Genomic DNA, 22,434 nt, shown 5'->3' with positions numbered 1-22,434 from the left:
GCGGTCCAGTCTAATCGAATCCACGGGCGATCTGCGACGCCGCCCGCATGCCGCTGTTCAAGGCAGCTTCGGCCCCGTTCCCGATCAGGTAGTCCCCGCAATACGCGATTCGTGGAGATCGCTCGGAACGCGCGGCAAAGCGTTGGAGACCCGCGAGATAGCCGGGATAGAAAACCGGTGACGCCGCCGCAGCCCGATGCACGACAACACGCCGGGGAGAGAGTTTCCCGAACGGTGTCGAAGCGAGATCGTCGAGAACCATGGCCTGCACCTCGGCATTGGACCCTCGAAAGACGCGTTCGCTGGCCGCCTCGGTGAGGCTCGCGCGCAGCAGACCCGCGCCGTTGGGTGCAGCGCCGCGTTTGTGGTGGGCTGCCTGCACGCCGTAGAGTCCGAAACCCTTGCGGCGCGCGAACGAAACGCTGCGATAGGGAAAGGACATCGCTTCGTCGAACAGCAAGTGAGCCACGACCCCACGCGAATAGCGGACACCTTCAAAAAAGCCTCGCTCGTTCGGTGTGAGTTTGGGACAGATGTCCACTACCTGTGATCCGGGGATCGCCACCACGACCGCGTTTGCCGCAACGCTGCCCTCTCGTTCGCCCGCTCGGTAACGCAACCGCACACCGTCGTCGTGAGTTTCGATGCTCGTCACTTCGCAGCCGTTGCGAATGGAGATCCCGCGCGCGAGGCGAGCTGTGAGCTGCACCATGCCTCCGACCAGATACTGGGGTCGCGCACCCGCGACTCGACCGATGAGCTGATGCAGATACATCGCCGAAAGATTTTCCGAATTCAACTCCAGAACGGCAGACAGGTAGGGCACGAATATTTGTTCGCGAATCTCCTCTCCGACGATTCGATCGAGATAACTCGCAACGTCTTGCGACTCGAGGCTCGAGATCGCTTCCTGGTCTGGAGCACCGAGATGATTGCGAAAGCGTCTGCTTTCGAGGCGAAGGCGGAGCAGACGCAGACTCGCCCTTCGCGAGATGAGCTTCGAGCGCAATAGCAATGGATCCTCATTCGGTCGCATCGCTGTGAACTCACCCGATTTGATCAATGCATCCGGGAACCGCGATACCGACTGAACTTCGCTCGAGAGATCGAGATGATCGAAGATCGAATGGAGGCTTCGATCGTGACTGGTAAAGAACGTCGCCCCCCCTTCGAGCAGGAATTCGTCGACTCGCTCGCTCTGCAGCCGTCCCCCGGACTGCTCGGCTCGCTCGAGAACTTCGACGTCAAACCCCGCGCGCTGCAGACGCCAGGCACAGCACAACCCAGCAAGACCCGCTCCAACGACGACGACAGATGCCACGCTCAAACGTCTTCCTGCTCGCGCCCCGGAACCGATTCGTCGTGGCCGCGCTCTCGTCGGGACTGACGCTTCGTGTCGAGCTGAGTCTCGAGCAACTTGAGCATCGCCTTGGGGAGATAAGGCTTGCGCAGGAACGCACCTCCCTGGCTCTTTAGTTTTTCCGCGATCGCGGGTTCCGGATCGTCGCCGCTCGAGAGAATCACAACGAGATCGCCGCGCGCAGAAATCATGTGATCCATCACCTCGGCTACACCATTGGGTGGAATGAAAATATCGAGGAGAACACCGTCGATCGAGTCGATATGTTTGTCGAACAGGTCGATCGCTTCGTCACCGTCAGACGCGGTCAACACCGTAAATTCCTGCCGTTCGAGCACTCGGGCGACCAGCCGCAGCAGAGGCGGTTCGTCGTCTACGACAAGAATTGTGGCTGACACTGCTTTCCCAGTCATCTCAACCCATCATACTCCGAAAGTCGGCCCTCGCAGTCACTTCCAAGATGGAGTCGAACTGTCCGCGAGCGACGCGACGAGCATCAAAGCTCCGTTCACCTACTCGCTATCAAAATGGGAAATCATGCCCCATGGGGCAGAGTTACCGCTACGCGGATCAAAGCCTGGACAACCGCCACCCGCGGCTGTACGAAGTGCAGATTCACGGCAATTTACCTGCCGTACTCCAGCGAAGTTGCACTACAATCCCTCACTCATACCCCCCCAAAGACCGATAAGGACGCCGATGTACGAAGCATTTTTCGGCTTCCGCGAGCCGCCTTTCTCACTTACCCCCGACCCACGTTTCCTGTGGCTCTCCGAAACCCATCAGGAAGGATTGGCGACCCTCGTCTACGGGATCACCCGGCACAAGGGCTTCCTCCTGCTCACCGGAGAGGTCGGTACTGGGAAGACGACACTCCTGCGCGCAGCCATGGCCCAGATTCCGCCGGACACCGACACCGCGCTGGTTCTCAATACGGTTGCCCTCACACCGTTGGATCTACTGAAACTGATCGCAGCGGAATTTGGCATCGAGGGGAAATTCGAATCGACGGCAGACTACATCATCGCCCTCAATCGCATGCTGCTCGAACAGCTGCGCAAGGGCCGCAACACGGTACTGATCATCGACGAGGCGCAAAATCTCGATCAGGAAACTCTGGAAGAGGTGCGGCTGCTCTCAAATCTGGAAACCGATACCTCGAAGTTGATGCAAATTGTTTTGACCGGACAGCCCGAGTTGTTGCACATGCTGGCGGGTCCTGACCTGCGACAATTGCGTCAGCGCATTGCTGTCGAGCACCACATGGTGCCTCTCAAGCTCGACCAGATGATCCCCTATCTCGCCCACCGCATGAAGGTAGCGGGAGCTGAGTTCGACGATGTGTTCGAGGCGGGCGTCGAAGTTTCGTTTTTTGCTTTTTCTCAGGGTTGCCCCAGATTGATTAGTCTGTTGGCCGATCGGGTCTTGCTTTCGGCGTACGCCAAGGGCATAAAACCGATCGGACCCGAATTTATCGAAACGAAGGCCAAAGACATGGATGGAATTCGACAGGCCAGCCTTCCGACGGCCCATGAAGTTGGAGTAGACCGTGGGTGAAATCGCCGACGCTCTGCGCAGGGCGAACCAGCCTGTAGACGGTTCCGACGCTTCCGACGCTTCCAAGGTAGAGGTCGAGGCCGGGACCAATGCGGTACCTCGCCACAGCGAAGAGACTACGGGGGAAGTCACTGCGGCGATGAATCGCGCCAAAGAAGAAGCGTCTACAGCCGAAGGCACAGGCGATCTCGGCGCTTCCGAGCGGTCGGGCCACGACGCCACGGATAAGCGCAGCGAAGCAGAGATTTCGACCGTCCTTCCGAACACCCTCAGTCGTGTGATCTTTCACGTCGAACGCCACAGGCATCTCTGTTTGAGGCTGCGAACGGAAGTCGACCGAGGATCTGCGCGAAGTCTCGCGATCGTGAGTGCCAATCGCAACGAGGGCAAGACGATCGTCGCCTGCAATATCGCCGCTTCGATCGCAGCCCTGTTCAGCGAGCGCAGTGTGGCTCTCGTGGATCTTGATCTGCGCAATCCATCCCTCGCACGAGAGTTCCAGGTTGAGGTTTCCATGGGTATCGAGCAGGTCCTGACGGGCCGAGCAAAGCTAGAACAGACCTGTATCCGCTTGCTCAATCCGGAGATCGACCTGTACCCGGCTGCCCAACCTCATCGCGCTGCCCATGAGTTGTTGGTGCTTCCGGCGTTCGAAACATTCATTCGCGACCTCGAAGAGCGCTACACGGCCGTGATCATCGACACCCCACCCACCCTGCTGGTGCCGGACTCCACCTTGATCATGCGCAGTGCCGGATACTGTGTGGCAGTCGCACGAGCGGGCGCGACCCGGGCGCACCGGTTCCAGGAGATGCTCGATCGCCTTCCGGCTGAGAAAGTACTCGGCAAGGTGCTCAACGACGTGCCGGTGCCGAGGCACTCGCAAGATGACGACTATTACTACTACGCAAATGATGAATCCGAATGAGTTTTAGCGAAGAATGGGCCGAGGACGAGGCCGGCGGCGGAGCCATCGTCGCCCAGATCAAGGCGATCACTCTCGATCCCCTGGGCCTGATCCGCCGTCGGTGGATCTGGATGGTGATCTCTTTTGTCATTGGAATCCTCGCAACCGCGTCTTTCTACTTCACCCTCAAGCCGATGTACCTCGCAAAGGCGACGGTCCTCGTGTCCAACCAACAGATTCCGGAAGAGTTCGTCCGCTCGACGGTTTCTGGCCTCGATTCGCTCTCGAACATCAACGCCATGGCGGGCGAGATTCTCTCCCACAAGAACCTGGGTAAGTTGATTGAAAAATACGACTTGTATTCCGATGAGCGCGCCGAAACCGAGCTTGCGGACATCATCGCGTCAATGCGCAAAAATATTTCAATCGCGCCTGATGACACCGTCCGCGGTAATAGACGACGCGGGCAGGAAAACGCCTCGATTTTCTCGATCGAGTACTCCTCCGCGGATCCGGAAGTCGCCGCCGTGATTGCAAATCAACTCGCGGCCGGCTTCATCGATTCGAGCATCCGCCGCCGGAATCAACAGGCGCGAACAACCACGGAGTTCATGGAACGCGAACTCACGCGCGCTGAAGGGAAGCTTCGCGAAATCAAGACGACGATTACCAAGTTTTATTTGACTCACCGCGGATCGATGCCAATGGATCAGGAGACCGTCCTCCGAAAACTCGAGCGCCTCGAGACCCATCGGCAAAATTTGAGCGATCAGATCTTGTCCGAAGAAGAGCGACTGGCAGCGCCTCGTACCGCCGGCGGTGGGGGCACAGCTGAGGCTCGACTCGCCGATCTAAAGCTTTCTCTCATCTCCCAACGTTCACTTCATACGGATGAGCATCCAAATGTCATCGCACTGCAGCAGCAAATCGAACAGCTCGAAGATCAACGCGAAGAAGTGAACCAGGTTTATGAGGAGTCCAAACTCGCTCATGATGCCCGGCTCGCGGTGGTGGAGCGCGGCCTCGAGAACTTGCGACTCGAGTTTTCCGAGATCGACGGAGAAATGGCGGCTCTGGATCGTCGTGCGACACAGATCCCCGAAAACGCCGAAGCTTTCGAGGCGCTGACCCAAAACTCTCGTGTGCTCGAAGAAAATTACCTCGAATTCTTGCGCAAAGTTCAGGACGCAAAGTTGGCGGAGGAACTCGAGCGATCACAACAGGGACCGCGGGTGAGCGTACTCGACCCCGCATCGACGCCGACCGAGCCGATCCGCTCGAGTGCACGCTATCTACAGCTCGGCATCGTTGGCAGCTTCTTGCTTGCATTGCTGATCGCGCTGCTCGCCGAACTCGTCGACCCGACGGTGCTCAACCCCGAACACTTCGAACACATCGGCGACCCACCGATGCTCGGCAGCATCTACACGCGCTAGCAGCCCGCCCGGCGAGAAGCCCGCTTGACGAAAGGCGAAAGTAAGACGAAAATGGCTGGATGCCCCCCAGCATCCCGAAGCACGGCCGCAGTCGCCCGCCCGCAAATGAATACATCGAGCTGCGTGCCCGCAGTGCGTTTTGCTTTCTCGAAGGGGCGTCCCTTCCCGAAGCCATCGCCCTGCGCGCCGCCGAGTTCGAGTACCCGGCCCTCGCCCTGGCGGATCGCGATGGGGTTTACGCAAGCCCGCGCTTTCACCGGGCTTGCGCGGCCAACGGCGTGCGGGCGATCCACGGTGCGGAGATCCGGTTGCGAAGCCCGGGACAACCGATCGAGGGCGAGCTGCTCTTGTTGGTCGAGTCCGCGAAGGGTTGGCGCAACCTTTCGCGACTGCTCACCTTGGGACAACGGAAGAAGAGCAAGGACTCCCCGAACCGACCGCGCCCGGAGTCGGCTCCCTTCCTCACCTGGGATGAACTCGAGGAACATGCCGACGGCCTCACTGCGCTGGTCCGGGGAGATGCAACACTCGATGCGACATTTCTCGATCGCAGCCACGCGCTGTTCGGGGCACGTGCTGGGGATCAAGGCGAGCGAGCGCGGTTATGGGTCGACGTTTCGCGACACCTCGATCGCGACCACGAACGCGCGGCGCGGCGCGCCAGCGCCATGGCCGAATCCCAGGGAGTGCAGGTTGTCGCCAGTGGCGACGTGCGCACAGCTCGGCCCGAAGAACGAAACCTGCTCGATGCACTGACGTGTCTCTATGCCAGGACGTCCCTCGATCGCGCGGGCAGGCGGCTACTCCGCAACGGCGAACGTCACCTCAAGGCACGCCATGAGATGGTGGCACGCTTTGCCGATCGTCCCGACTGGATCCACGCAACCCGGACCATCGCAGAACGCTGTCACTTCGGCCTGGAGGTGCTCGAGTATCACTTCCCCGAATACCCCCTCGAGCCCGGGGAGAGCCAAGATGCAGCGCTCCGCCGACTCACCTACGAGGGTGCGCGAAGCCGCTACGGCGCTCCCTTGCCGAGCCCAGTGCATCGCCAGCTCGAACACGAACTCGCGATCATTGCAAGGCTGGGTCTGGCGGGATACTTCCTGATCGTCCACGACATCAGCTGCTTTGCCCGCAGTCGGGACATCCTGGTTCAAGGTCGGGGCTCGGCGGCCAATAGTGCCGTTTGTTATTCCCTGGCCATCACCGCCGTCGATCCGGTGGGGATGAAGCTCTTGTTCGAGCGTTTCCTTTCGGAGGAGCGCGGAGAGTGGCCCGACATCGACTTGGATCTGCCTTCGGGGGATCAACGCGAAACCGTCATCCAATACGTCTTCAAGAAATACGGCGAGCGCGGCGCCGCGATGACGGCAAACGTCATTACCTACCGCACTCGACTCGCCGTGCGGGAGCTGGGCAAGGTGCTGGGCATGAGCCCCGAGACGATTGGGCGACTCTCCAAACTCATTGCGAGCATCGACCACCGCGACGAGTTCGACACCCTCGAAGCCACACTTGCCCAGGCGGGAGTGGATCCCGCGGCCCCGCGTATCCACCGACTGCTCGGCCTGGTCGAACAAATCCGCGGCTTGCCGCGGCACCTCGGACAACACAGTGGCGGGGTCGTGATCGCCGCCGGCCATCTCGACGAAGTCGTCCCGATCGAGCCCGCCAGCATGAAAGACCGCTCGGTGGTGCAGTGGGACAAAGACGACTGCTCACAGATGGGCATCATCAAAATCGACTTGCTCGGCCTGGGCATGCTGGCGGCGTTGGAAGTCACAACGAGCCTGATTCAAAAACACGAAGGCATCGAAGTCGATCTTGCCAAGCTGCCCCAAGACGACCCCGCGACCTACGCCATGATGCGCGCAGCTGATACGATCGGCGTCTTCCAGATCGAGAGCCGAGCCCAGATGGCGACGCTTCCCCGGCTGAAACCCAAATGCTTCTACGACCTGGTGGTCGAGATTGCCCTGATCCGCCCGGGCCCCATCGTGGGACAGATGGTCAACCCCTACTTGGAGCGGCGCGCGGGCAGACAAGAGGTGAGCTATCCCCATCCCTCTCTCGAGCCCGTGCTCGAGCGCACCCTGGGCGTTCCCCTGTTTCAAGAACAAATTCTGCGCATCGCCATGATCGCCGCGGGCTTCAGCGGTGGCGAAGCAGAAGAATTGCGCCGGGCCATGGGTTTCAAGCGCTCTGAAGAGCGGATGGATCGCATCGAAGCGCGCTTGCGCGCGGGTATGACGGAGCGCGGGGTGAGCGCGAAAGCCCGGGATGAGATCGTGCAGTACATCTCATCGTTCGCGCGCTACGGGTTTCCCGAATCTCACTCCGCATCCTTTGCACTGATCGCCTACGCCTCGGCCTACCTGAAACGACACCACCCCGCGGCCTTTCTCGCCGGACTCTTGAACAGCTATCCCCTCGGCTTCTACAACCCCGCAACCCTGGTGAAAGATGCTCAGCGACACGGGGTGGTTGTGCGTCCCGTGGATGTCACGGCCTCGGATTGGCAATGCACTCTCGAGCCCGGCGTCATCGCCGACATCAACGATGACGGAGCCGAGCGCCCGGTACCCGCTGTGCGTATTGGACTGCGCTACGTAGGCGGCCTGAGTCAAAGAGCGGCAGAACAGTTGCTCGAGCAACGCGCCGTGGGCCCCTTTCACGGCATGCCCGATCTCACAAAACGGGTGACGCTCAAGCGAGACGAGATCACGGCGCTCGCCGAGTTGGGGGCACTCGCGATGCTCCCCGGAGCACCCGGACGAGAGCATCGCCGCGCCGCCCTGTGGCAGGTTGCGGCGCTGGAACGCGATCCGCGGTCGCTGTTTGCCGGGCTGCCGCCGGAAGCGCGCAGCCAAACAGACCGCGATCGCAACCGCAGGCGCAAGCCCAAGCGCAAACAGGCAGCTTCTCCCCTGGCGGAGTTGTCGCCCATCGAACGAACCCTGGCCGACTACCGGCTGTCGGGGCTCACGACCGGCCCGCAGATCCTGGCCTACTTGCGAGAGGGCTTGCGCCGCAGAGGGGTACTCTCGGCAGTGGAATTGCGAAGCGTCGAGAACGGTCGCTTCGTGCGCACGGCGGGCCATGTGATCGTCCGCCAGCACCCGGGCACGGCCAGGGGCTTCACGTTCTTGACCCTCGAAGACGAAACCGGCACTTCGAACGCCATCTTGACCCCGGACATGTTTCGCCGCTTCCGGGTACCGCTTGCGACCAGCGCCATCATCGAGATCGCTGGGCCTCTGCAAAACGCTCGAGGTGTGATCCACGTAAAGGTCGGACACCTTGCGGCACTGACTTCGAAGGCAGCCCATGCAACGGAAAACACAGAGAACACACTTCAGCGCACAAAACTCCCCCCTGGACGGCACTTCCGCTGAGTGATCCGCGCCAATTGACGCGCCCAACCACATTACGGATCATGCAGCCGCCAAATCGAAGGAACTGAGATGAAGATCCGGCACGACCACGAAAGCTGCCCAGAACACGCGCTCACCCTCCCTGGCCCGGCCGAAGGCTAGATGGCCAGCAGCCAATACCGAACTGCTCCCGTAAACAGCGATGAGATGCCCAAGGGCATCCCCTTCATCATCGGCAACGAAGCGGCCGAGCGCTTTAGCTACTACGGCATGCGGGCGGTCCTGGTCATCTTCATGACCCAGTACCTGCGCGACTCGGCTGGCGATCTCGCGGTGCTGAGCGATGCAAAGGCCACGGAGTACTACCATCTATTCAGCACGGCGGTGTACTTCACCCCGATCGCGGGTGCCCTGCTCGCCGACGTCTTTCTCGGGAAATACCGAACGATCGTGAGCCTCTCGATTGTCTACTGCCTGGGCCACCTGGCGCTGGCGATGGACGACACGATCGTGGGACTCGCGATCGGACTCGGCTTGATCTCGATCGGATCTGGCGGCATCAAGCCCTGCGTATCTTCTCATGTGGGCGATCAGTTCGGCGACGCCAATGCCGAGCTATTGCCAAAGATCTATTCGTACTTCTACTTCGCAATCAATCTCGGGGCCTCGATCTCGACATTACTCACTCCGCTCTTGCTCGAGCACTACGGTCCCCACGCAGCATTCGGCCTTCCCGGTGCGTTGATGATCCTGGCGACGTGGGTCTTTTGGTTCGGGCGCAACCGCTTCGTCCATATCCCACCCGGGGGCCGTGCCTTTATCAAGCAAGCGTTCAGCGGCGAAGGCATTGCCATCATGCTGCGCCTCGGCCTGGTCTATCTCTTCATCGCCATCTTCTGGGCGCTATTCGATCAATCTGGATCGACCTGGGTCTTGCAGGCCAACAAGATGGATCGCCAATTCTTGGGAATCGAATGGCTTCCTTCTCAGATCCAGGCCCTCAATCCAATCCTGATTCTGATTTTCATCCCGCTGTTTACCCAGTTCGTCTATCCAATGCTGGGGCGGTTCATCGTCCTCACCCCCCTGCGCAAAATCTCGGCGGGGTTGTTCATCGCGACCGGGTCGTTTTTGATCTGCGCGTTGATCGAAACCTGGATCGAAGCGGGCCAAACTCCCAGCATCGGCTGGCAGCTCGTCGCCTACGCGATCATCACCGCGGCCGAAGTACTCGTATCCATCACCGCGCTCGAGTTTTCCTATACCCAGGCACCGCGAAGAACCAAGTCCTTCATCATGTCGCTCTTCTTGATGAGCGTATCCCTCGGTAATCTCGTCACCGCGGCGATCAACAGATTCATCCAAAACCCCGACGGCTCCTCCAGCCTCGAAGGCGCGAGCTACTTCCTGTTCTTTTCGGGATTGATGTTTGCATCGGCCGTAATCTTCGTACCGGTCGCGATGGCATTCAAAGAGAAGACCTACATCCAGGAAAGCGAACCCTAGAGTTCCGAAGCCAAAATAAGATTCGCACGCTCTTCTTCCCGATCGAAGACAATGCAAACTTCCCCAACTTCGAGTTGACGCATCACCGCATCAACTTTCTGATCCAGCGTTCTTTCCAGCTGTCCGTAGTCGGTCCCGTCGCGGCTCACAAACTCTTCGATCAGTCCGCGCAGTGAATCCGCATTGAGGTCCGCCGAGTTCAGGACTAGATACCGATTATCGTCGTCCGTGGTGTCGACCAAGCTACTTTGCCAGAAATTCGCGAATGCGCTCACTCAACTGGTCTGGAGTAAACCCGAAATGCTCAGCCAGGTTGCCCCCCGGTGCCGACGCGCCGAACCCCTTCATCCCCCAGATCATTCCGCGGCGCCCGACCAGGGCGCGGAAGCTCTGTGCGGAGCCGGCCTCGACTGCGATGGCGGGAACGTTGTCGGGCACGAGTGAATCGATATAGCTGTCGGGCTGCTGATTCAGCAGTTCCAGGCAGGGAACCGAAACCACCCGCACGTGGATCCCCGAGGCTGCGAGCTTGGCGGCGCAGTCACAGGCGAGCATCACCTCGGAACCACTCGCCAGGATCACCGCGTCGAGTTCGCCTTCGCTTTCGCGGACGATATAGCCCCCCTTCAAGATCGACTCGCGATCGAAGTCGGCCGACCGCTCCAGGGGTCGCAGGTTCTGGCGGGTCAAGGCCAAGGTCACAGGTCCCTCCGCGTGTTCGAGGATCCAGGCGTAGGACATCGCGGTTTCCAGTCCGTCCGCCGGGCGAAACACCGTGAGGCCAGGAATCAGGTGGAGCGAATCAACTTGTTCGATCGGTTGATGCGTGGGGCCGTCTTCGCCGACGAAGAACGAGTCGTGGGTGAAGACGAAGATCGAGCGCAGCTTCATCAGGGCGGCCAACCGGATCGAAGGCCGCATATAATCGCTGAAGATCAGAAAGGTTCCCGAGTAGGGAATGAAAGTCCCATCCAGCGCGATGCCGTTGGTAATCGCGCCCATCGCGTGTTCGCGAATGCCGAAGTGGATGTTGCGTCCGGCGAAGCGACCCTGCCCCTCGTCGATTCCGATCGTCCCCACGCCCTTGATGATCGGCGGAGCGGCAGAACCCGCGAGGTCGGCAGACCCCCCGACCATGAAGGGCACCAGTTCAGATAGCTTCTGCAAGACGTTGCCCGAGTGCTTGCGGGTCGCGGCTTCGCCGTCCATGCCTTCGCACAACAACGCAGCGAGGTTGGCGGGAAGCTTGCGCGCTCGCGCCGCATCCCACGCCGCGGCTCGCTGGGGCTCAGCCGCTCGCCATGCGGCGGTCTGGGTGTCGATCGCGCGCCGTTCGTTGCGCTTTTGCTCGATGCGCTCTGCGAGGTAGGCCTTGACTTCGTCCGGTATCAGAAATTCGGGGTCCGTCGGCCAGCCCATGTTTTGCTTGGCGCGAACCACCTCTTCCGCACCCAGGGGCGCACCGTGAGCCTTGCTCGTTCCCTCGATCGCCTTGCTCCCCAGTCCGATCACCGTACTCACCATGATCAGGCTGGGCCGCTCGGTCTCGGCCTTGCCGCGCTCGAGGGCAACGCGAATCCCCGCGGAATCGCGACCGTCGAGTCCGTCGATTACATGCCAGCCGTAGGCCTCGTATCGCTGCTTGACGTTTTCCGTGAATGCGAGTTCGGTGCCGCCGTCGATCGTGATCTGGTTGTCGTCGTAGAGGAAGACCAGATTGCCCAAACCGAGATGGCCGGCCAATGAAGAGGCTTCACCGGAGATTCCTTCCATCAAATCGCCGTCACTCAACACGCCGTAGACCATGTGGCTTCCGGGTGCACCCGCGCTGCTCTCGTGTTCTGACGATGACGACGAGGAAGACGAACCAAATTGCGCGGCCGTCATGCGCCCGGCCAGGGCCATACCGACTGCGTGGGCAATCCCCTGTCCCAAGGGTCCGGTGGTGACTTCGACACCGGGCGTCTCGCGATACTCCGGATGTCCGGGCGTCTTCGCTCCGAGCTGACGAAACCTCGTCAGCTCTTCGAGCGGCAGCTTGTAGCCCCACAGATGCAGCAGCGAATACAACAGCATCGACGCGTGACCATTCGACAGCACGAAACGATCGCGCATCGGCCATTCCGCATCCTCGGGATCGAATCGCATCTGCGAATCCCAGAGTTCGAAGACGGGTCCGGCCAGGGCCATGGGTGCCCCGGGATGACCGCTATTCGCCTTTTGAACGGCATCTACGGCGAGGAAGCGGATGGTGTTCTCAACTTGCTGACGGAGCTGGGGGGAGAGATCGCTCGGCATGGATCCTCTCAATTTGCCATGAACTTGGGGTGAGCTTGTGCTCCGAGGGTAAAGGGCAAATCAGGCTATGCGCATGAGGTGTGCGCGTCTAATCGGGGGGCCAGTTCAAGTGGACAGTAGTACAGATGGAGAAGATCGGAGTGACTGGGACGGAGGAAGATTGAAGATCCGTCCGCGTCTCGCGACCCATCTCACCCGCGGGTAGCTCGAGCATTCTAACGGCGCATCGGGCCGCAATGCCGTGAGCCCGGACGCGTGCTATCAAGCCCGAGTTGATCAATCCCCTATTCGAGCTGCGCGCGAGGATCTGGCGGCGGAACGGGCGGTGAACACGGACCCGCGGTGAACGAAATCGCGTAACGACGTTTCGGTCCGCTCCTTTGCACAGGTCCCGGGTAGAACGCCCAATCGCGGCCCGGTAGATTCGGAGAACTTGCGCCATGAGCACAACAAGCGACACGAAGCCCAGAACCCTGTTCCGAAAAGTCTGGGACGCGCACACGGTCCGCGAACTGTCGACCGGTCACACGCAACTCTTCATCGGGACTCACCTGATCCACGAAGTAACCAGCCCCCAGGCCTTCGCGATGATTCGCGAACTGGGACTCGGGGTTCGCTTTCCCGCGCGGACATTCGCGACCGTGGATCACATCGTTCCGACCGACACCCGCATCCGCCCACTTTCGGATCCAATGGCCGAGGCCATGATGAGCGAGCTCGAAAAAAACTGTCGGGACTTCAAGATCGAGTTGTTCGACATCCCGAGCGGTCAGCAGGGGATCGTCCACGTCATCGGACCCGAACTGGGGCTGACGCAACCCGGTATGACCATTGCCTGCGGCGACAGCCACACCTCGACCCACGGTGCGTTCGGTTCGATCGCCTTCGGGATCGGCACCAGCCAGGTGCGCGACGTTCTCGCCACCCAGACCCTGGCGATGGCGACCCTCAAGGTTCGACGGGTGAGCATCACCGGGAAACTGGGACACGGTGTCTACGCAAAGGACGTCACCCTCGCGATCATCCGGGAACTCGGGGTCAACGGTGGCGTGGGCTACGCGTACGAATATGCGGGCCCCGTGGTCGATGCCATGACGATGGAAGAGCGCATGACCTTGTGCAACATGGCGATCGAAGGGGGTGCGCGCTGCGGGTACGTGAATCCCGACGAGACCACCTTCGAATACTTGCGCGGTCGCGCAAGGGTGCCCCAGGGTGAGGCGTTCGACCGCGCCGTCGCGGTATGGCGCGGCATCGCCAGCGACTCCGGCGCCGAGTTCGACGACGAAATCGAACTCGCCGGAGAATTGATCGAACCGACGGTGACCTGGGGAATCAACCCAGCCCAGAACATTGGCGTGGGGGGACGCATCCCGAATCCCGCGGAAGTGCCCGATGAAGAACGGGCATCGATCACCGAAGCCCTCGACTACATGGACCTGACCCCGGGCAAGCGAATTTCCGGCACGCCAATCGATGTTGCGTTCATCGGGTCCTGCACGAACGGTCGCATCTCCGACATGCGCGAGGCCGCTCGAGTCGCCAAGACCGGCAAGGTGAAGCCCGGTGTGCGAGCGCTCGTGGTTCCAGGTTCCCACGAGGTCGCGAGGCTGGCCGAGGCAGAAGGACTCGATGAGATTTTTCGACAGGCCGGCTTTGAGTGGCGAGAGCCGGGGTGCTCCATGTGCCTGGCGATGAATCCCGACAAGCTGCGGGGACGAGAGATCTGTGCGTCTTCAAGCAATCGAAATTTCCAAGGACGACAGGGCTCTCCCACCGGGAGAACGCTGCTGATGTCACCGGCCATGGTGGCTGCGGCCGCGATCGCCGGCAAAGTGGTCGATGTAAGGGAGGTCCTCTAGTCATGGCAGTACGTTCGATCGACAAGGTCATGGGCCATGCTTGCGTCCTGCGCGGAGACGACATCGATACCGACCGCATCATCCCGGCGCGCTTCATGAAGGAAGTGACGTTTGACACCATGGGCGAGCACCTGTTCGAGGACGCTCGCAAGGCGGCCAAGGGCAATCACGCCCTCGACAACGATGCCTACGAGGGTGCGCAGATTTTGATCGTCGGCAAGAACTTCGGCTGCGGATCGTCTCGGGAGCACGCCCCCCAGGCGTTGATGCGATTCGGATTCAACGGCTTCGTCGGTGCATCGTTCGCCGAGATCTTCGCGGGCAACTGCACCGCGCTGGGCCTCGTCTGCGTAACCCTGGACGACGACCCCCTGGCCAAGTTGATGGACAGCGTCGAACTAGACCCGGAACAGGACGTGACGATCGACCTCGAAACTCGCACGCTCAGCTACCGAGGCGGCACCATCCCCATCCATATCGACGACGGCAGCCGCATCCAATTTCTCGAAGGAACTTGGGATGCGATGGGATTGCTGCTGGAAGCGCAGGATCAAATCGAGACCACGGGAAACGCTCTGCCGTACATCGCCGGCTACTGACCCAAACTCTCTATCCAATCCCCCTACTGACCGCGCGTCCACCGCGAACGAAGGGCCCAAGGTTTGACTCCTGCAAACGAGTACGCCGAGGAACTCGAGGTTGCCCTGGTGGCCTCGCAGCGAGCGGGCGAACTCGTGGCGCGATGCTTCCGTGACGGACCCGAGTCGTGGGAGAAGTCCAAGGGAAATCCGGTCACCCAAGCCGATCTCGACGCCGACGCGTTGATCCGAGAAATTCTCGCGCAAGCATTTCCAGACGACGGTTTCCTCACGGAAGAATCCACCGACGACCACTCCCGTCTCGAGAAAGCTCGCGTCTGGATCATCGACCCCATCGACGGAACCCGCGAGTTTGCCAAACAGATCCCAGAATTCGCAATCTCCATCGGTCTCGTCACAGACCAGCGACCGGTCGTGGGCGTCGTGCACAACCCCATTGCCGAAGTCACGGTCTCGGGACGGTTGGGGCACGGGGTCTACAAGAACGGCCAGCCGGCAGGCGTCTCGGATTGCAAAACCCTCGCCGGTGCCCGGGCCGCGGTCAGTCGCAGCGAGGAAAATGCCGGCAAGCTCGAGCCCTACGCCCCACTGTTCGGCGAACTCCGCCCGATGGGTTCGATTGCGTGGAAGCTCGCCCTGGTCGCGTGTGGCGACGCGGACTTCAACCTTTCGGTAAAGCCGAAGAGCGAATGGGATGTCTGCGCCGGAGATCTGCTGGTTCACGAAGCCGGGGGGGGATATGTCGACTTCGCCGGTCAGGTCCTGCGATACAACCAACCCGACGCCCTACGCGAAGAGTCGATGATTGCCGGATCGCGGCGACTGATCGAAGAGTTCTTGGCTAGTACCTAGTACTTGCGCACTGCCTCGGCCAAGGACATCACGACCTTCTTGGCGTCGCCGAAGATCATCATCGTATTGTCCTTGAAGAAGAGCGGATTTTGAATGCCGGCAAAGCCGGGATTCATGCTGCGCTTGATCACGAAGACATGCTCGGCAGAATCCACGTTGAGGATGGGCATGCCGTAAATGGGGCTTCCCTTATCATCCCGCGCCGAAGGATTCACGACATCGTTTGCGCCGATTACGAGCGCCACGTCCGTTTCGGGAAACAGCGGGTTGATCTCGTCCATTTCGATGAGTTGGTCGTACGGAACATCCGCTTCCGCGAGCAGCACATTCATATGCCCGGGCATGCGGCCGGCCACTGGATGAATGGCGAACTTTACGTCGATCCCCTTTTCGCCCAGGGTGTCGGTCAGGTCCCGCACCGCGTGCTGTGCCTGGGCAACCGCCATGCCGTAACCCGGCACCACGATCACCGTCTGGGCGCTCGAAAAGATCACCGCAGCGTCTTCCGCCGTGTAGGAGATGACGTTGCCTTGCTCTTGAACTTCACCGCTCGATTTGCCGGTTTGCCCGGCCGATCCGAAGGCGCCGAAAATGACGTTGCCGATCGAGCGGTTCATCGCGACACACATGATCTGCGTCAAGATCAGGCCGGATGCCCCCACCAGCGAGCCACTCACGACCAGCGTGCTGTTGTCGAGCACGAAGCCGGTCGCGCAGGCGGCAATACCGGAACAGGAGTTCAACAGCGAGATGACGACCGGCATGTCCGCGCCGCCGATCGGGATCACGAGCACCACGCCGAGCACGAGAGAGATGCCGACGAGAGCATAGAAGGCGTCTAGGTTGCCGGTGTTCATCACCACCAGAGCAGCAACTCCCAGCATGCTCAGGCCGAGGGCCCCGTTCACGAACTGCTGTCCCGGGTAGCGGATCGCAGCGCCTCCGATCAGCTCCTGAAGCTTGGAAAAGGCCACCAGACTGCCGGTCAATGTGATCGAACCGATCAGGACTGAGATCACGATGGCAATCGGAACGATCCCTTCCAGTGTCGTGCCGGTTGTGTCCGAACCGAAGATCTCGGCCGAGGCGACCAGCGCAGAAGCTGCACCGCCGAAACCGTTCAGCAGAGCGACCATCTGGGGCATCGCGGTCATTTCGATGCGCAGTGCGAGCACCGAGCCCGCCAGAGCCCCCACGACGATACCCGCCATGATCACCCCGTAACTGACGACAGAGGCGTCGGCCAGGGTTGCGACGATGGCGATGAGCATGCCCACCGCAGCCTGGAAGTTGCCGGTGACCGCGGTCTTGGGGGAAGACAGATTGCGCAGACCCAGAATGAACAGGATCGCCGCAACCAGATATGCGGATTGAATCAGAGTCGGCGTCATGACTTGCTCGGCTTCTTCTTGAACATGGAGAGCATGCGGTTGGTCACCAGGAAGCCACCGACCACGTTGACCGTGGCCATCACAATGGCGATGAACCCCAATATCGTGGAGAGGGTTCCGTGGTCACTCCCGGCGGCCAGGATCGCGCCCACGATGGTGATGCCGGAAATGGCGTTGGAACCGGACATCAACGGCGTGTGCAACAACGGCGGAACCTTGGTGATGATCTCGACTCCGACGAACAGGGCCAGAACCAGGATGGTCAACGCTGCAATGGCGGGCGCTTCGAGCATGAGCCTTCTCCTTGGCTTTACGTTTGCCGTACTGCTGGATTCGTTCTGACTTATCCGTTCGCTTCGAGGCGGGAACGGATCATTTCGCTGACCACTTCACCCCGGTACGAAACCAGGGTGCCGCTGGTAATTTCGTCCTCTCGATCGATCACCAGTTTGCCATCGTCGAGCAGGTGCCCGAGGAAGGTTGTCAGGTTCTTCGAATACATCTGGCTTGCGTGAGCGGGAACTTCGGAAGGAAGATTGGTGTGGCCGATGATCGTCACACCGTTTACCACGATGTCTTTATCCGCTTCGGTGAGTTCGCAGTTGCCGCCCTTCTCGGCGGCCAGATCGACCACGACGGAACCGGGTCGCATATTCGCGACAGCTTCCGCAGTGATCAAAAGCGGCGCCTGGCGGCCGGGAACCAGCGCGGTCGTAATCACAATGTCAGAGGCCGCGACGTGTTTGCCCAACTCCCGACGTTGCTTGACGTAGAACTCTTCCGTCTCGGCCTTGGCATAGCCGCCGCTGTCCTCGGAATCGCCTGAATCCAGGTCCAGCTCGATGAACTTGGCCCCGACACTCTGAACCTGCTCTCGCACCGCCACCCGGGTGTCGTACGCGGAGGTAATGGCTCCGAGTCGCTTCGCACTGCCCAGCGCCTGCAAGCCCGCCACACCCGCACCAATGATGAACGCCTTCGCAGGACGCAGCGTACCCGCCGCCGTCACCATCATTGGGAACACCCGAGGCAATGCCATCGCGGCCAGCAAGACCGCGCGATAACCGGCGATCGTGCTCTGAGAAGACAACACATCCATCGACTGGGCCCGGCTGATGCGGGGCATCAACTCGACCGAGAATGCGCTCACATTGCGTGCGGCGAGCTGCACGGCCAGTTCGGGAATGTCTAGCGGTTTGAGCAGACCGATCAGGGCGGTGCCTTCGCGCAGCGCCGTAATTTCATCTCCCTGCGGCGGCTGCACCTTGATCACGATGTCGGCGACAGCGTAGAGTTCGGCGGCGCTGGCGGCGAGCTTGGCCTCTGCGTCCGTGTAGCTTGCGTCCGTGAATCCGGCGGCGACACCCGCGCCGGATTCGATCAGCACATCGACTCCCAGCTTCTTCAGGGCTTTGACGCCTTCGGGGACCAACGCCACCCGGCGCTCGTCGGCTGCAGTTTCCTTCGGGACTCCGATGATCACGTCATCCACTCCAACAACCCCTCGGGAGAGGTCTGGTCTGGTCTAACCCAATCCGGGGAAATCCCGGACGCTCATTGCTAGCTGGCGAACTGTATTTGTAGGTGATTTTTGATTCATTGGTAGGGTTCCGCCCCAGCGGACTTTTGAGATGAGGCAAAGACATCCGAAAAGCCGCGTTGTCACGCGGGCTTGCTAGTGTTGTCGCCCCTTCGGCCGAGGAACTTCCATGAGCGAAAACCTGCGCGTCCTGCACAAGAAGACCGGCAACTTCTTGGAGGATTTTGGGCCCGGGCAAGTCTTGCGACATCGTGGGGGAAAGACCGTAACCGATGGACTCTTTGCAACCTTCGGCGATTTCTCATTTGCAACCCATCCCTGTTCGAAGAACCGACGCTTCGCCCAGGCTCACGGGTACCGAGACCTCGTGTGTCCGCCTGGCCTGGTGATGCTCGTCGCGTTCAGCCAGACCGTCGGAGACATATCTGAAAACGCGCGCGCCAACCTCGAGTACATCAACATGCGCTTCGGTGCACCGGTGTATCCTGGCGACACGATCGAAGTCGAAACCAAGATTCTCGGGGTGAGGCCCTCTGCCAGCCGACCCAATCTCGGGATCGTTCATGTCCAGTCGACCGCGCGCAAGAACATTGGCGGCAGCGACGAAGCCATCGTGTTGACCTTCGAGCGCAAGGTGCAGGTATTCAAGGGCGACGCCGATGCCACGATCGACGGCTTCGAACTCGAACCGGACGCAATCGATTGCGAGTTGTGGCTCCCGGAGTACGACGCCAAGAACAACTACGCAGAAATCGCACACCTCGCTGGCGACGACGGCTTCTTCGAAGATTTCGAGCCCGGCACCCTGCTGGCACATTCCCGCGGTCGAACCGTGACCAGCGAGCACATCCACCTCACAGGCATCCTCGACAACACGTCACAGGTGCACTGCAACCAACACATGATCGATCTGGACCCCGAGCGCTATCTGGGGGGCCAACTCGTCATCTACGGTGGCATCCCGTTTGCGCTCTGCCTGGGAATTTCCGGCCCGGATATCGGCGACAACACCCTGGGCGATGTCCTCTACAAGACCGGTCGACACACCGCCCCGCTCGCCGCGGGAGAGACTGTCTTCGCCTCAACGGAAATATTGGCCAAGCGCGATCACCCTCAACGCTCGGACCTGGGGATCGTCGAATCGCGATTGTACGGCCACAAGTTCAATCTCGAAGAGGGCGCCAACTACGACGACGCTCCCCCGGGCTACAAAAAAACCAAGATCTTCGAACTAGACCGCGCCGTCATCGCAAAAAGACGATCTCACTACACCTAGCCGAACGCCCCTAAATGCTCTCGAGAATCAAAGCAGCACACCCGTCACCAATCACGAGCTCAAACCCCGTCCCCGCTTCAAGCCCGCTATCGCGAACCGGCGGCCCCAGTTCCACCATGATCCCCTCTCGCTCGAGCATCGCAACTGCGTTTCCACCGACCACGTTGAGAAACTCTCCAATCCCGTCGTAGATGAGATCGGAGCTCAGACGGCTTGCCTCGAGCCCAGAGACGCGCGACGCAATCCGTCGTCCAAAGACTTCATCAAACACGAGGGTCATGATGAGGCCGGGATTCCCGCTCATTGCGACGCCAACACCCATTGGATAGGAACACAGTTCGGACATCGGCTGGCCTTCGCCGATCTTCAACGGCATCTTGGCCAAACGCAGGCAGAATACGGGAAGGAGATCCAGCACCAGATTTGCTGCGGGGTTGTGCTCGAATTCTGGAACTCGGTCTCGCCGACCGGGCTCGTAGGGAGACTGATCGAGCTTGAACTGATCCAGTAGCGTTGGCAGGCGATCCGCGGGGAGACTCTCCAGCCGCACCAACGCTTCACCTACAAAGAGCCGAGATTCTCGCTGGATCGCGATGATTTCGTAGAGTTCGGGCAATTTGAGCAACCCCATTTCCACGGCGAGCTTGCCGAACTGTCGATTCCGCGTGCGCTGCAGAATATTGATCGAATCGGCGTCTGCCTGGCACAGATATCCCTTCTGATATCCCGATCTCCCCGAGTTGCTTGTTTTCGGAGTCCATCAGCTCCAGGGCTTCGCGGAGCTGCCCGGCGTCGATTTCTCCTTGCTCTATGAGAAATTGACCGAAGAACTTGACCGCCATCCCCCTAGCCCCGTGAATCTGCGCTGTCTCGCCACGCAAGTTCCGACTCGAAGAGGGCTTCGAGCATCCGATTGTCGATCGGCTTGCTGATGACCTGAATGGCGCCGAGTCTAAACGCTTCTTCCGCCTTCGAGGCCGAACCGGCTACCGAAGAGAACATCGCAACTCGCGTTTCTGGGAAATTTGCGTTGATCACCCGCAACGCCGCGAGTCCATCCATACCGGGCATGACGATGTCCATGATCGCGAGGTTCGGGGACTGGTCGCGGACGATGCGAATCGCTCCGGTCCCGTCACAGGCCGTCGCGACGACCTCTACGCCGTCGAGGGTACCGACCAACTCCTCGAGTTGGGCGAGCACAATCTTGCTATCGTCGATGAGTACGACAGTAAGTGATTTGGGGTTGGTCATTCGATCCCGCTTGCAGCTAATTTGATCAGACATCGACCATTCTGGCTATCGGGTTGAGGGCTCATCGAAACTGCGACGAGGCTAAAAGCCGGTTGGATTGCTCGTCGCAATGGGTAGCCATAGATTACGCGAACGACTCAGGAGAACTCCCTATGCGAAGTGCCAAGGATTTCTTTCAACCGCTCGCCCTCGGAGCCCCGACACCGCTGCGCGAAATTCCTCTGCGCCCGTCGCGCATGATTCACTTCTTCGACCCGAGCAATCCCAAAATGGTCGACAAAGTTCCGCAGATTGCACGCAAGTGCGACGTGTTGCTTGGCAATCTCGAAGATGCCATCAAGCTCGAAAAGAAAGAAGCCGCACGGGAAGGCCTAATCCAGATCGCCAGCAACACCGATCTCGGTTCCTGCCAGCTATGGACCCGCATCAACAGCCTCGATTCGCCTTGGATGCTCGACGACATCACCCGTCTGGTGCTAGAGATCGGCGACAAACTCGACGTCATCATGGTGCCCAAAGTCGAAGGGGCGTGGGACATCCATTACGTGGATCGATTGCTCGCTCAACTCGAAGCGAAGGCGGGGCTGAAAAAACCGATACAGCTTCACGCCATATTGGAAACCGCACTCGGGGTCACGAACGTCGAAGAAATCTGCGGAGCATCGCCCCGCATGCAGGGCCTTTCCCTGGGACCCGCCGACCTCGCTGCGAGTCGCAGAATGAAAACGACCCGAGTCGGTGGTGGCCATCCTGGATATCTCGTGCGCACGGACCCGGTAGAAGGCGCTCCGGACTCGGCACGGGTCTCGGCCCAACAGGACTTGTGGCACTACACCTTGGCCCGCATGGTCGACGCCTGCGCGGCCAACGGCATCTATCCCTATTACGGACCCTTTGGAGACATCAAAGACGAGTTGGCCTGCGAAGACCAGTTCCGCAATGCATTCCTGATGGGCTGCGTCGGAGCCTGGAGTATCCACCCGTCACAGATCTCGATCGCACGGCGCGTCTTCAGCCCACCCACCGAGGAAGTTCTGTTTGCCAAGCGTGTCGTCGAAGCCATGGGCGACGGTTCCGGTGCCGCAATGCTGGATGGCAAAATGCAGGACGACGCCACGTTCAAGCAGTGCAAGGTGATGATCGATCTGGCGCGCATGCTGGCCGATGGCGATCCGGAACTCAAAAAAGCGTACGAGTTCTAGCAGTCCATCGCCCTGCC

The 22,434-nt window shown here is 60.3% G+C and carries 19 protein-coding genes; 10 read left to right on the top strand and 9 right to left on the bottom strand.

What is annotated here, in order from left to right; translation table 11 throughout:
• Positions 1-10: 10 nt before the first annotated feature.
• On the bottom strand, positions 11-1,321 hold the full coding sequence (locus IH881_06705; GenBank protein ID MCH7867371.1) for an FAD-dependent oxidoreductase: 1,311 nt from the start codon (positions 1,319-1,321) through the stop codon (positions 11-13).
• A gap of 2 nt (positions 1,322-1,323) precedes the next feature.
• Entirely contained in the window at positions 1,324-1,758 is a 435-nt protein-coding gene (locus IH881_06700) for a response regulator (GenBank protein MCH7867370.1), read from the bottom strand.
• Between the two features lie 301 nt (positions 1,759-2,059).
• Between IH881_06700 and IH881_06695 the strand changes: the two genes are divergently transcribed.
• The 5 genes from IH881_06695 to IH881_06675 all read left to right on the top strand — a co-directional run bounded on the left by IH881_06695 (position 2,060) and on the right by IH881_06675 (position 10,143).
• Positions 2,060-2,917 carry an AAA family ATPase gene (locus tag IH881_06695; protein MCH7867369.1) on the top strand — a complete coding sequence of 286 codons (858 nt, stop codon included), beginning with the start codon at positions 2,060-2,062 and terminating at the stop codon, positions 2,915-2,917.
• A complete protein-coding gene (locus IH881_06690; GenBank protein ID MCH7867368.1) occupies positions 2,910-3,845 on the top strand; it encodes a CpsD/CapB family tyrosine-protein kinase in 936 nt (311 codons plus the stop codon). The genes IH881_06695 and IH881_06690 overlap by 8 nt, the downstream gene beginning before the upstream one ends.
• Positions 3,842-5,260 (top strand): hypothetical protein, encoded by a 1,419-nt coding sequence (locus IH881_06685; GenBank protein ID MCH7867367.1) that lies wholly within the window; start codon positions 3,842-3,844, stop codon positions 5,258-5,260. Before IH881_06690 ends, IH881_06685 begins: the two co-directional genes overlap by 4 nt.
• Positions 5,261-5,319: 59 nt before the next feature.
• The gene (locus IH881_06680) at positions 5,320-8,658 is read left to right on the top strand and encodes an error-prone DNA polymerase (GenBank protein MCH7867366.1); all 3,339 of its coding nucleotides are present in this window, start codon (positions 5,320-5,322) and stop codon (positions 8,656-8,658) included.
• Between the two features lie 141 nt (positions 8,659-8,799).
• A complete protein-coding gene (locus tag IH881_06675; protein MCH7867365.1) occupies positions 8,800-10,143 on the top strand; it encodes a POT family MFS transporter in 1,344 nt (447 codons plus the stop codon).
• Here IH881_06675 and IH881_06670 read toward each other — a convergent pair.
• Positions 10,140-10,385 (bottom strand): YheU family protein, encoded by a 246-nt coding sequence (locus tag IH881_06670; protein ID MCH7867364.1) that lies wholly within the window; start codon positions 10,383-10,385, stop codon positions 10,140-10,142. The genes IH881_06675 and IH881_06670 overlap by 4 nt on opposite strands.
• A gap of 1 nt (position 10,386) precedes the next feature.
• Complete coding sequence (gene tkt / locus IH881_06665) at positions 10,387-12,441, bottom strand: transketolase (protein ID MCH7867363.1); 2,055 nt, start codon at positions 12,439-12,441, stop codon at positions 10,387-10,389.
• Positions 12,442-12,881: 440 nt separating this feature from the next.
• Between tkt and leuC the strand changes: the two genes are divergently transcribed.
• From leuC to IH881_06650, 3 genes are all read left to right on the top strand, one after another.
• Complete coding sequence (gene leuC, locus IH881_06660) at positions 12,882-14,303, top strand: 3-isopropylmalate dehydratase large subunit (protein MCH7867362.1); 1,422 nt, start codon at positions 12,882-12,884, stop codon at positions 14,301-14,303.
• Positions 14,304-14,305: 2 nt separating this feature from the next.
• Positions 14,306-14,902 carry a 3-isopropylmalate dehydratase small subunit gene (gene leuD / locus IH881_06655; GenBank protein MCH7867361.1) on the top strand — a complete coding sequence of 199 codons (597 nt, stop codon included), beginning with the start codon at positions 14,306-14,308 and terminating at the stop codon, positions 14,900-14,902.
• A gap of 63 nt (positions 14,903-14,965) precedes the next feature.
• Positions 14,966-15,754: a 3'(2'),5'-bisphosphate nucleotidase CysQ gene (locus IH881_06650; protein ID MCH7867360.1), complete on the top strand. Its 789-nt coding sequence runs from the start codon at positions 14,966-14,968 to the stop codon at positions 15,752-15,754.
• Here the strand turns inward: IH881_06650 and IH881_06645 are convergent.
• The 3 genes from IH881_06645 to IH881_06635 are packed head-to-tail and all read right to left on the bottom strand — an operon-like array spanning position 15,751 to position 18,628.
• Positions 15,751-17,145, bottom strand: a complete 1,395-nt coding sequence (locus IH881_06645) for an NAD(P)(+) transhydrogenase (Re/Si-specific) subunit beta (GenBank protein MCH7867359.1) — start codon at positions 17,143-17,145, stop codon at positions 15,751-15,753. The two genes, IH881_06650 and IH881_06645, sit on opposite strands and share 4 nt — an antisense overlap.
• Positions 17,142-17,438, bottom strand: a complete 297-nt coding sequence (locus IH881_06640) for an NAD(P) transhydrogenase subunit alpha (protein MCH7867358.1) — start codon at positions 17,436-17,438, stop codon at positions 17,142-17,144. Before IH881_06640 ends, IH881_06645 begins: the two co-directional genes overlap by 4 nt.
• A 50-nt stretch (positions 17,439-17,488) precedes the next feature.
• On the bottom strand, positions 17,489-18,628 hold the full coding sequence (locus IH881_06635; GenBank protein MCH7867357.1) for a Re/Si-specific NAD(P)(+) transhydrogenase subunit alpha: 1,140 nt from the start codon (positions 18,626-18,628) through the stop codon (positions 17,489-17,491).
• Positions 18,629-18,854: 226 nt separating this feature from the next.
• Here IH881_06635 and IH881_06630 point away from each other — a divergent pair, with 226 nt between their 5' ends.
• Positions 18,855-19,961, top strand: a complete 1,107-nt coding sequence (locus tag IH881_06630) for a hypothetical protein (GenBank protein ID MCH7867356.1) — start codon at positions 18,855-18,857, stop codon at positions 19,959-19,961.
• A 10-nt stretch (positions 19,962-19,971) separates the two neighbouring features.
• On the opposite strand, the gene IH881_06625 is transcribed toward IH881_06630, so the two are convergent.
• Both IH881_06625 and IH881_06620 read right to left on the bottom strand, forming a co-directional pair.
• Positions 19,972-20,586: a hypothetical protein gene (locus IH881_06625; GenBank protein MCH7867355.1), complete on the bottom strand. Its 615-nt coding sequence runs from the start codon at positions 20,584-20,586 to the stop codon at positions 19,972-19,974.
• 221 nt (positions 20,587-20,807) lie between these two features.
• Positions 20,808-21,248, bottom strand: a complete 441-nt coding sequence (locus IH881_06620; protein ID MCH7867354.1) for a response regulator — start codon at positions 21,246-21,248, stop codon at positions 20,808-20,810.
• Positions 21,249-21,367: 119 nt separating this feature from the next.
• On the opposite strand from IH881_06620, the gene IH881_06615 reads away from it, so the two are divergent.
• Positions 21,368-22,417: a CoA ester lyase gene (locus IH881_06615; protein ID MCH7867353.1), complete on the top strand. Its 1,050-nt coding sequence runs from the start codon at positions 21,368-21,370 to the stop codon at positions 22,415-22,417.
• Positions 22,418-22,434: the final 17 nt, after the last annotated feature.

It is taken from the genome of Myxococcales bacterium (genome assembly GCA_022563535.1).
In the GTDB taxonomy this organism is placed as follows: Bacteria; Myxococcota_A; UBA9160; order UBA9160; family UBA4427; genus DUBZ01.
The sequence above is the reverse complement of the archived record's forward strand: the minus strand, read 5'-3'. Positions and strand labels throughout refer to the sequence as shown.

Bases quoted from the DNA above. Each gene is read 5' to 3' on its own strand.
- IH881_06685 (MCH7867367.1), top strand. From the start codon at position 3,842: ATGAGTTTTAGCGAAGAATGGGCCGAGGACGAGGCCGGCGGCGGAGCC.
- leuD (MCH7867361.1), top strand. From the start codon at position 14,306: ATGGCAGTACGTTCGATCGACAAGGTCATGGGCCATGCTTGCGTCCTG.
- IH881_06675 (MCH7867365.1), top strand. From the start codon at position 8,800: ATGGCCAGCAGCCAATACCGAACTGCTCCCGTAAACAGCGATGAGATG.
- IH881_06615 (MCH7867353.1), top strand. From the start codon at position 21,368: ATGCGAAGTGCCAAGGATTTCTTTCAACCGCTCGCCCTCGGAGCCCCG.
- IH881_06645 (MCH7867359.1), bottom strand. From the start codon at position 17,145: ATGACGCCGACTCTGATTCAATCCGCATATCTGGTTGCGGCGATCCTG.
- IH881_06630 (MCH7867356.1), top strand. From the start codon at position 18,855: ATGAGCGAAAACCTGCGCGTCCTGCACAAGAAGACCGGCAACTTCTTG.
- IH881_06680 (MCH7867366.1), top strand. From the start codon at position 5,320: ATGCCCCCCAGCATCCCGAAGCACGGCCGCAGTCGCCCGCCCGCAAAT.
- leuC (MCH7867362.1), top strand. From the start codon at position 12,882: ATGAGCACAACAAGCGACACGAAGCCCAGAACCCTGTTCCGAAAAGTC.
- IH881_06695 (MCH7867369.1), top strand. From the start codon at position 2,060: ATGTACGAAGCATTTTTCGGCTTCCGCGAGCCGCCTTTCTCACTTACC.
- IH881_06620 (MCH7867354.1), bottom strand. From the start codon at position 21,248: ATGTCTGATCAAATTAGCTGCAAGCGGGATCGAATGACCAACCCCAAA.
- IH881_06640 (MCH7867358.1), bottom strand. From the start codon at position 17,438: ATGCTCGAAGCGCCCGCCATTGCAGCGTTGACCATCCTGGTTCTGGCC.
- tkt (MCH7867363.1), bottom strand. From the start codon at position 12,441: ATGCCGAGCGATCTCTCCCCCCAGCTCCGTCAGCAAGTTGAGAACACC.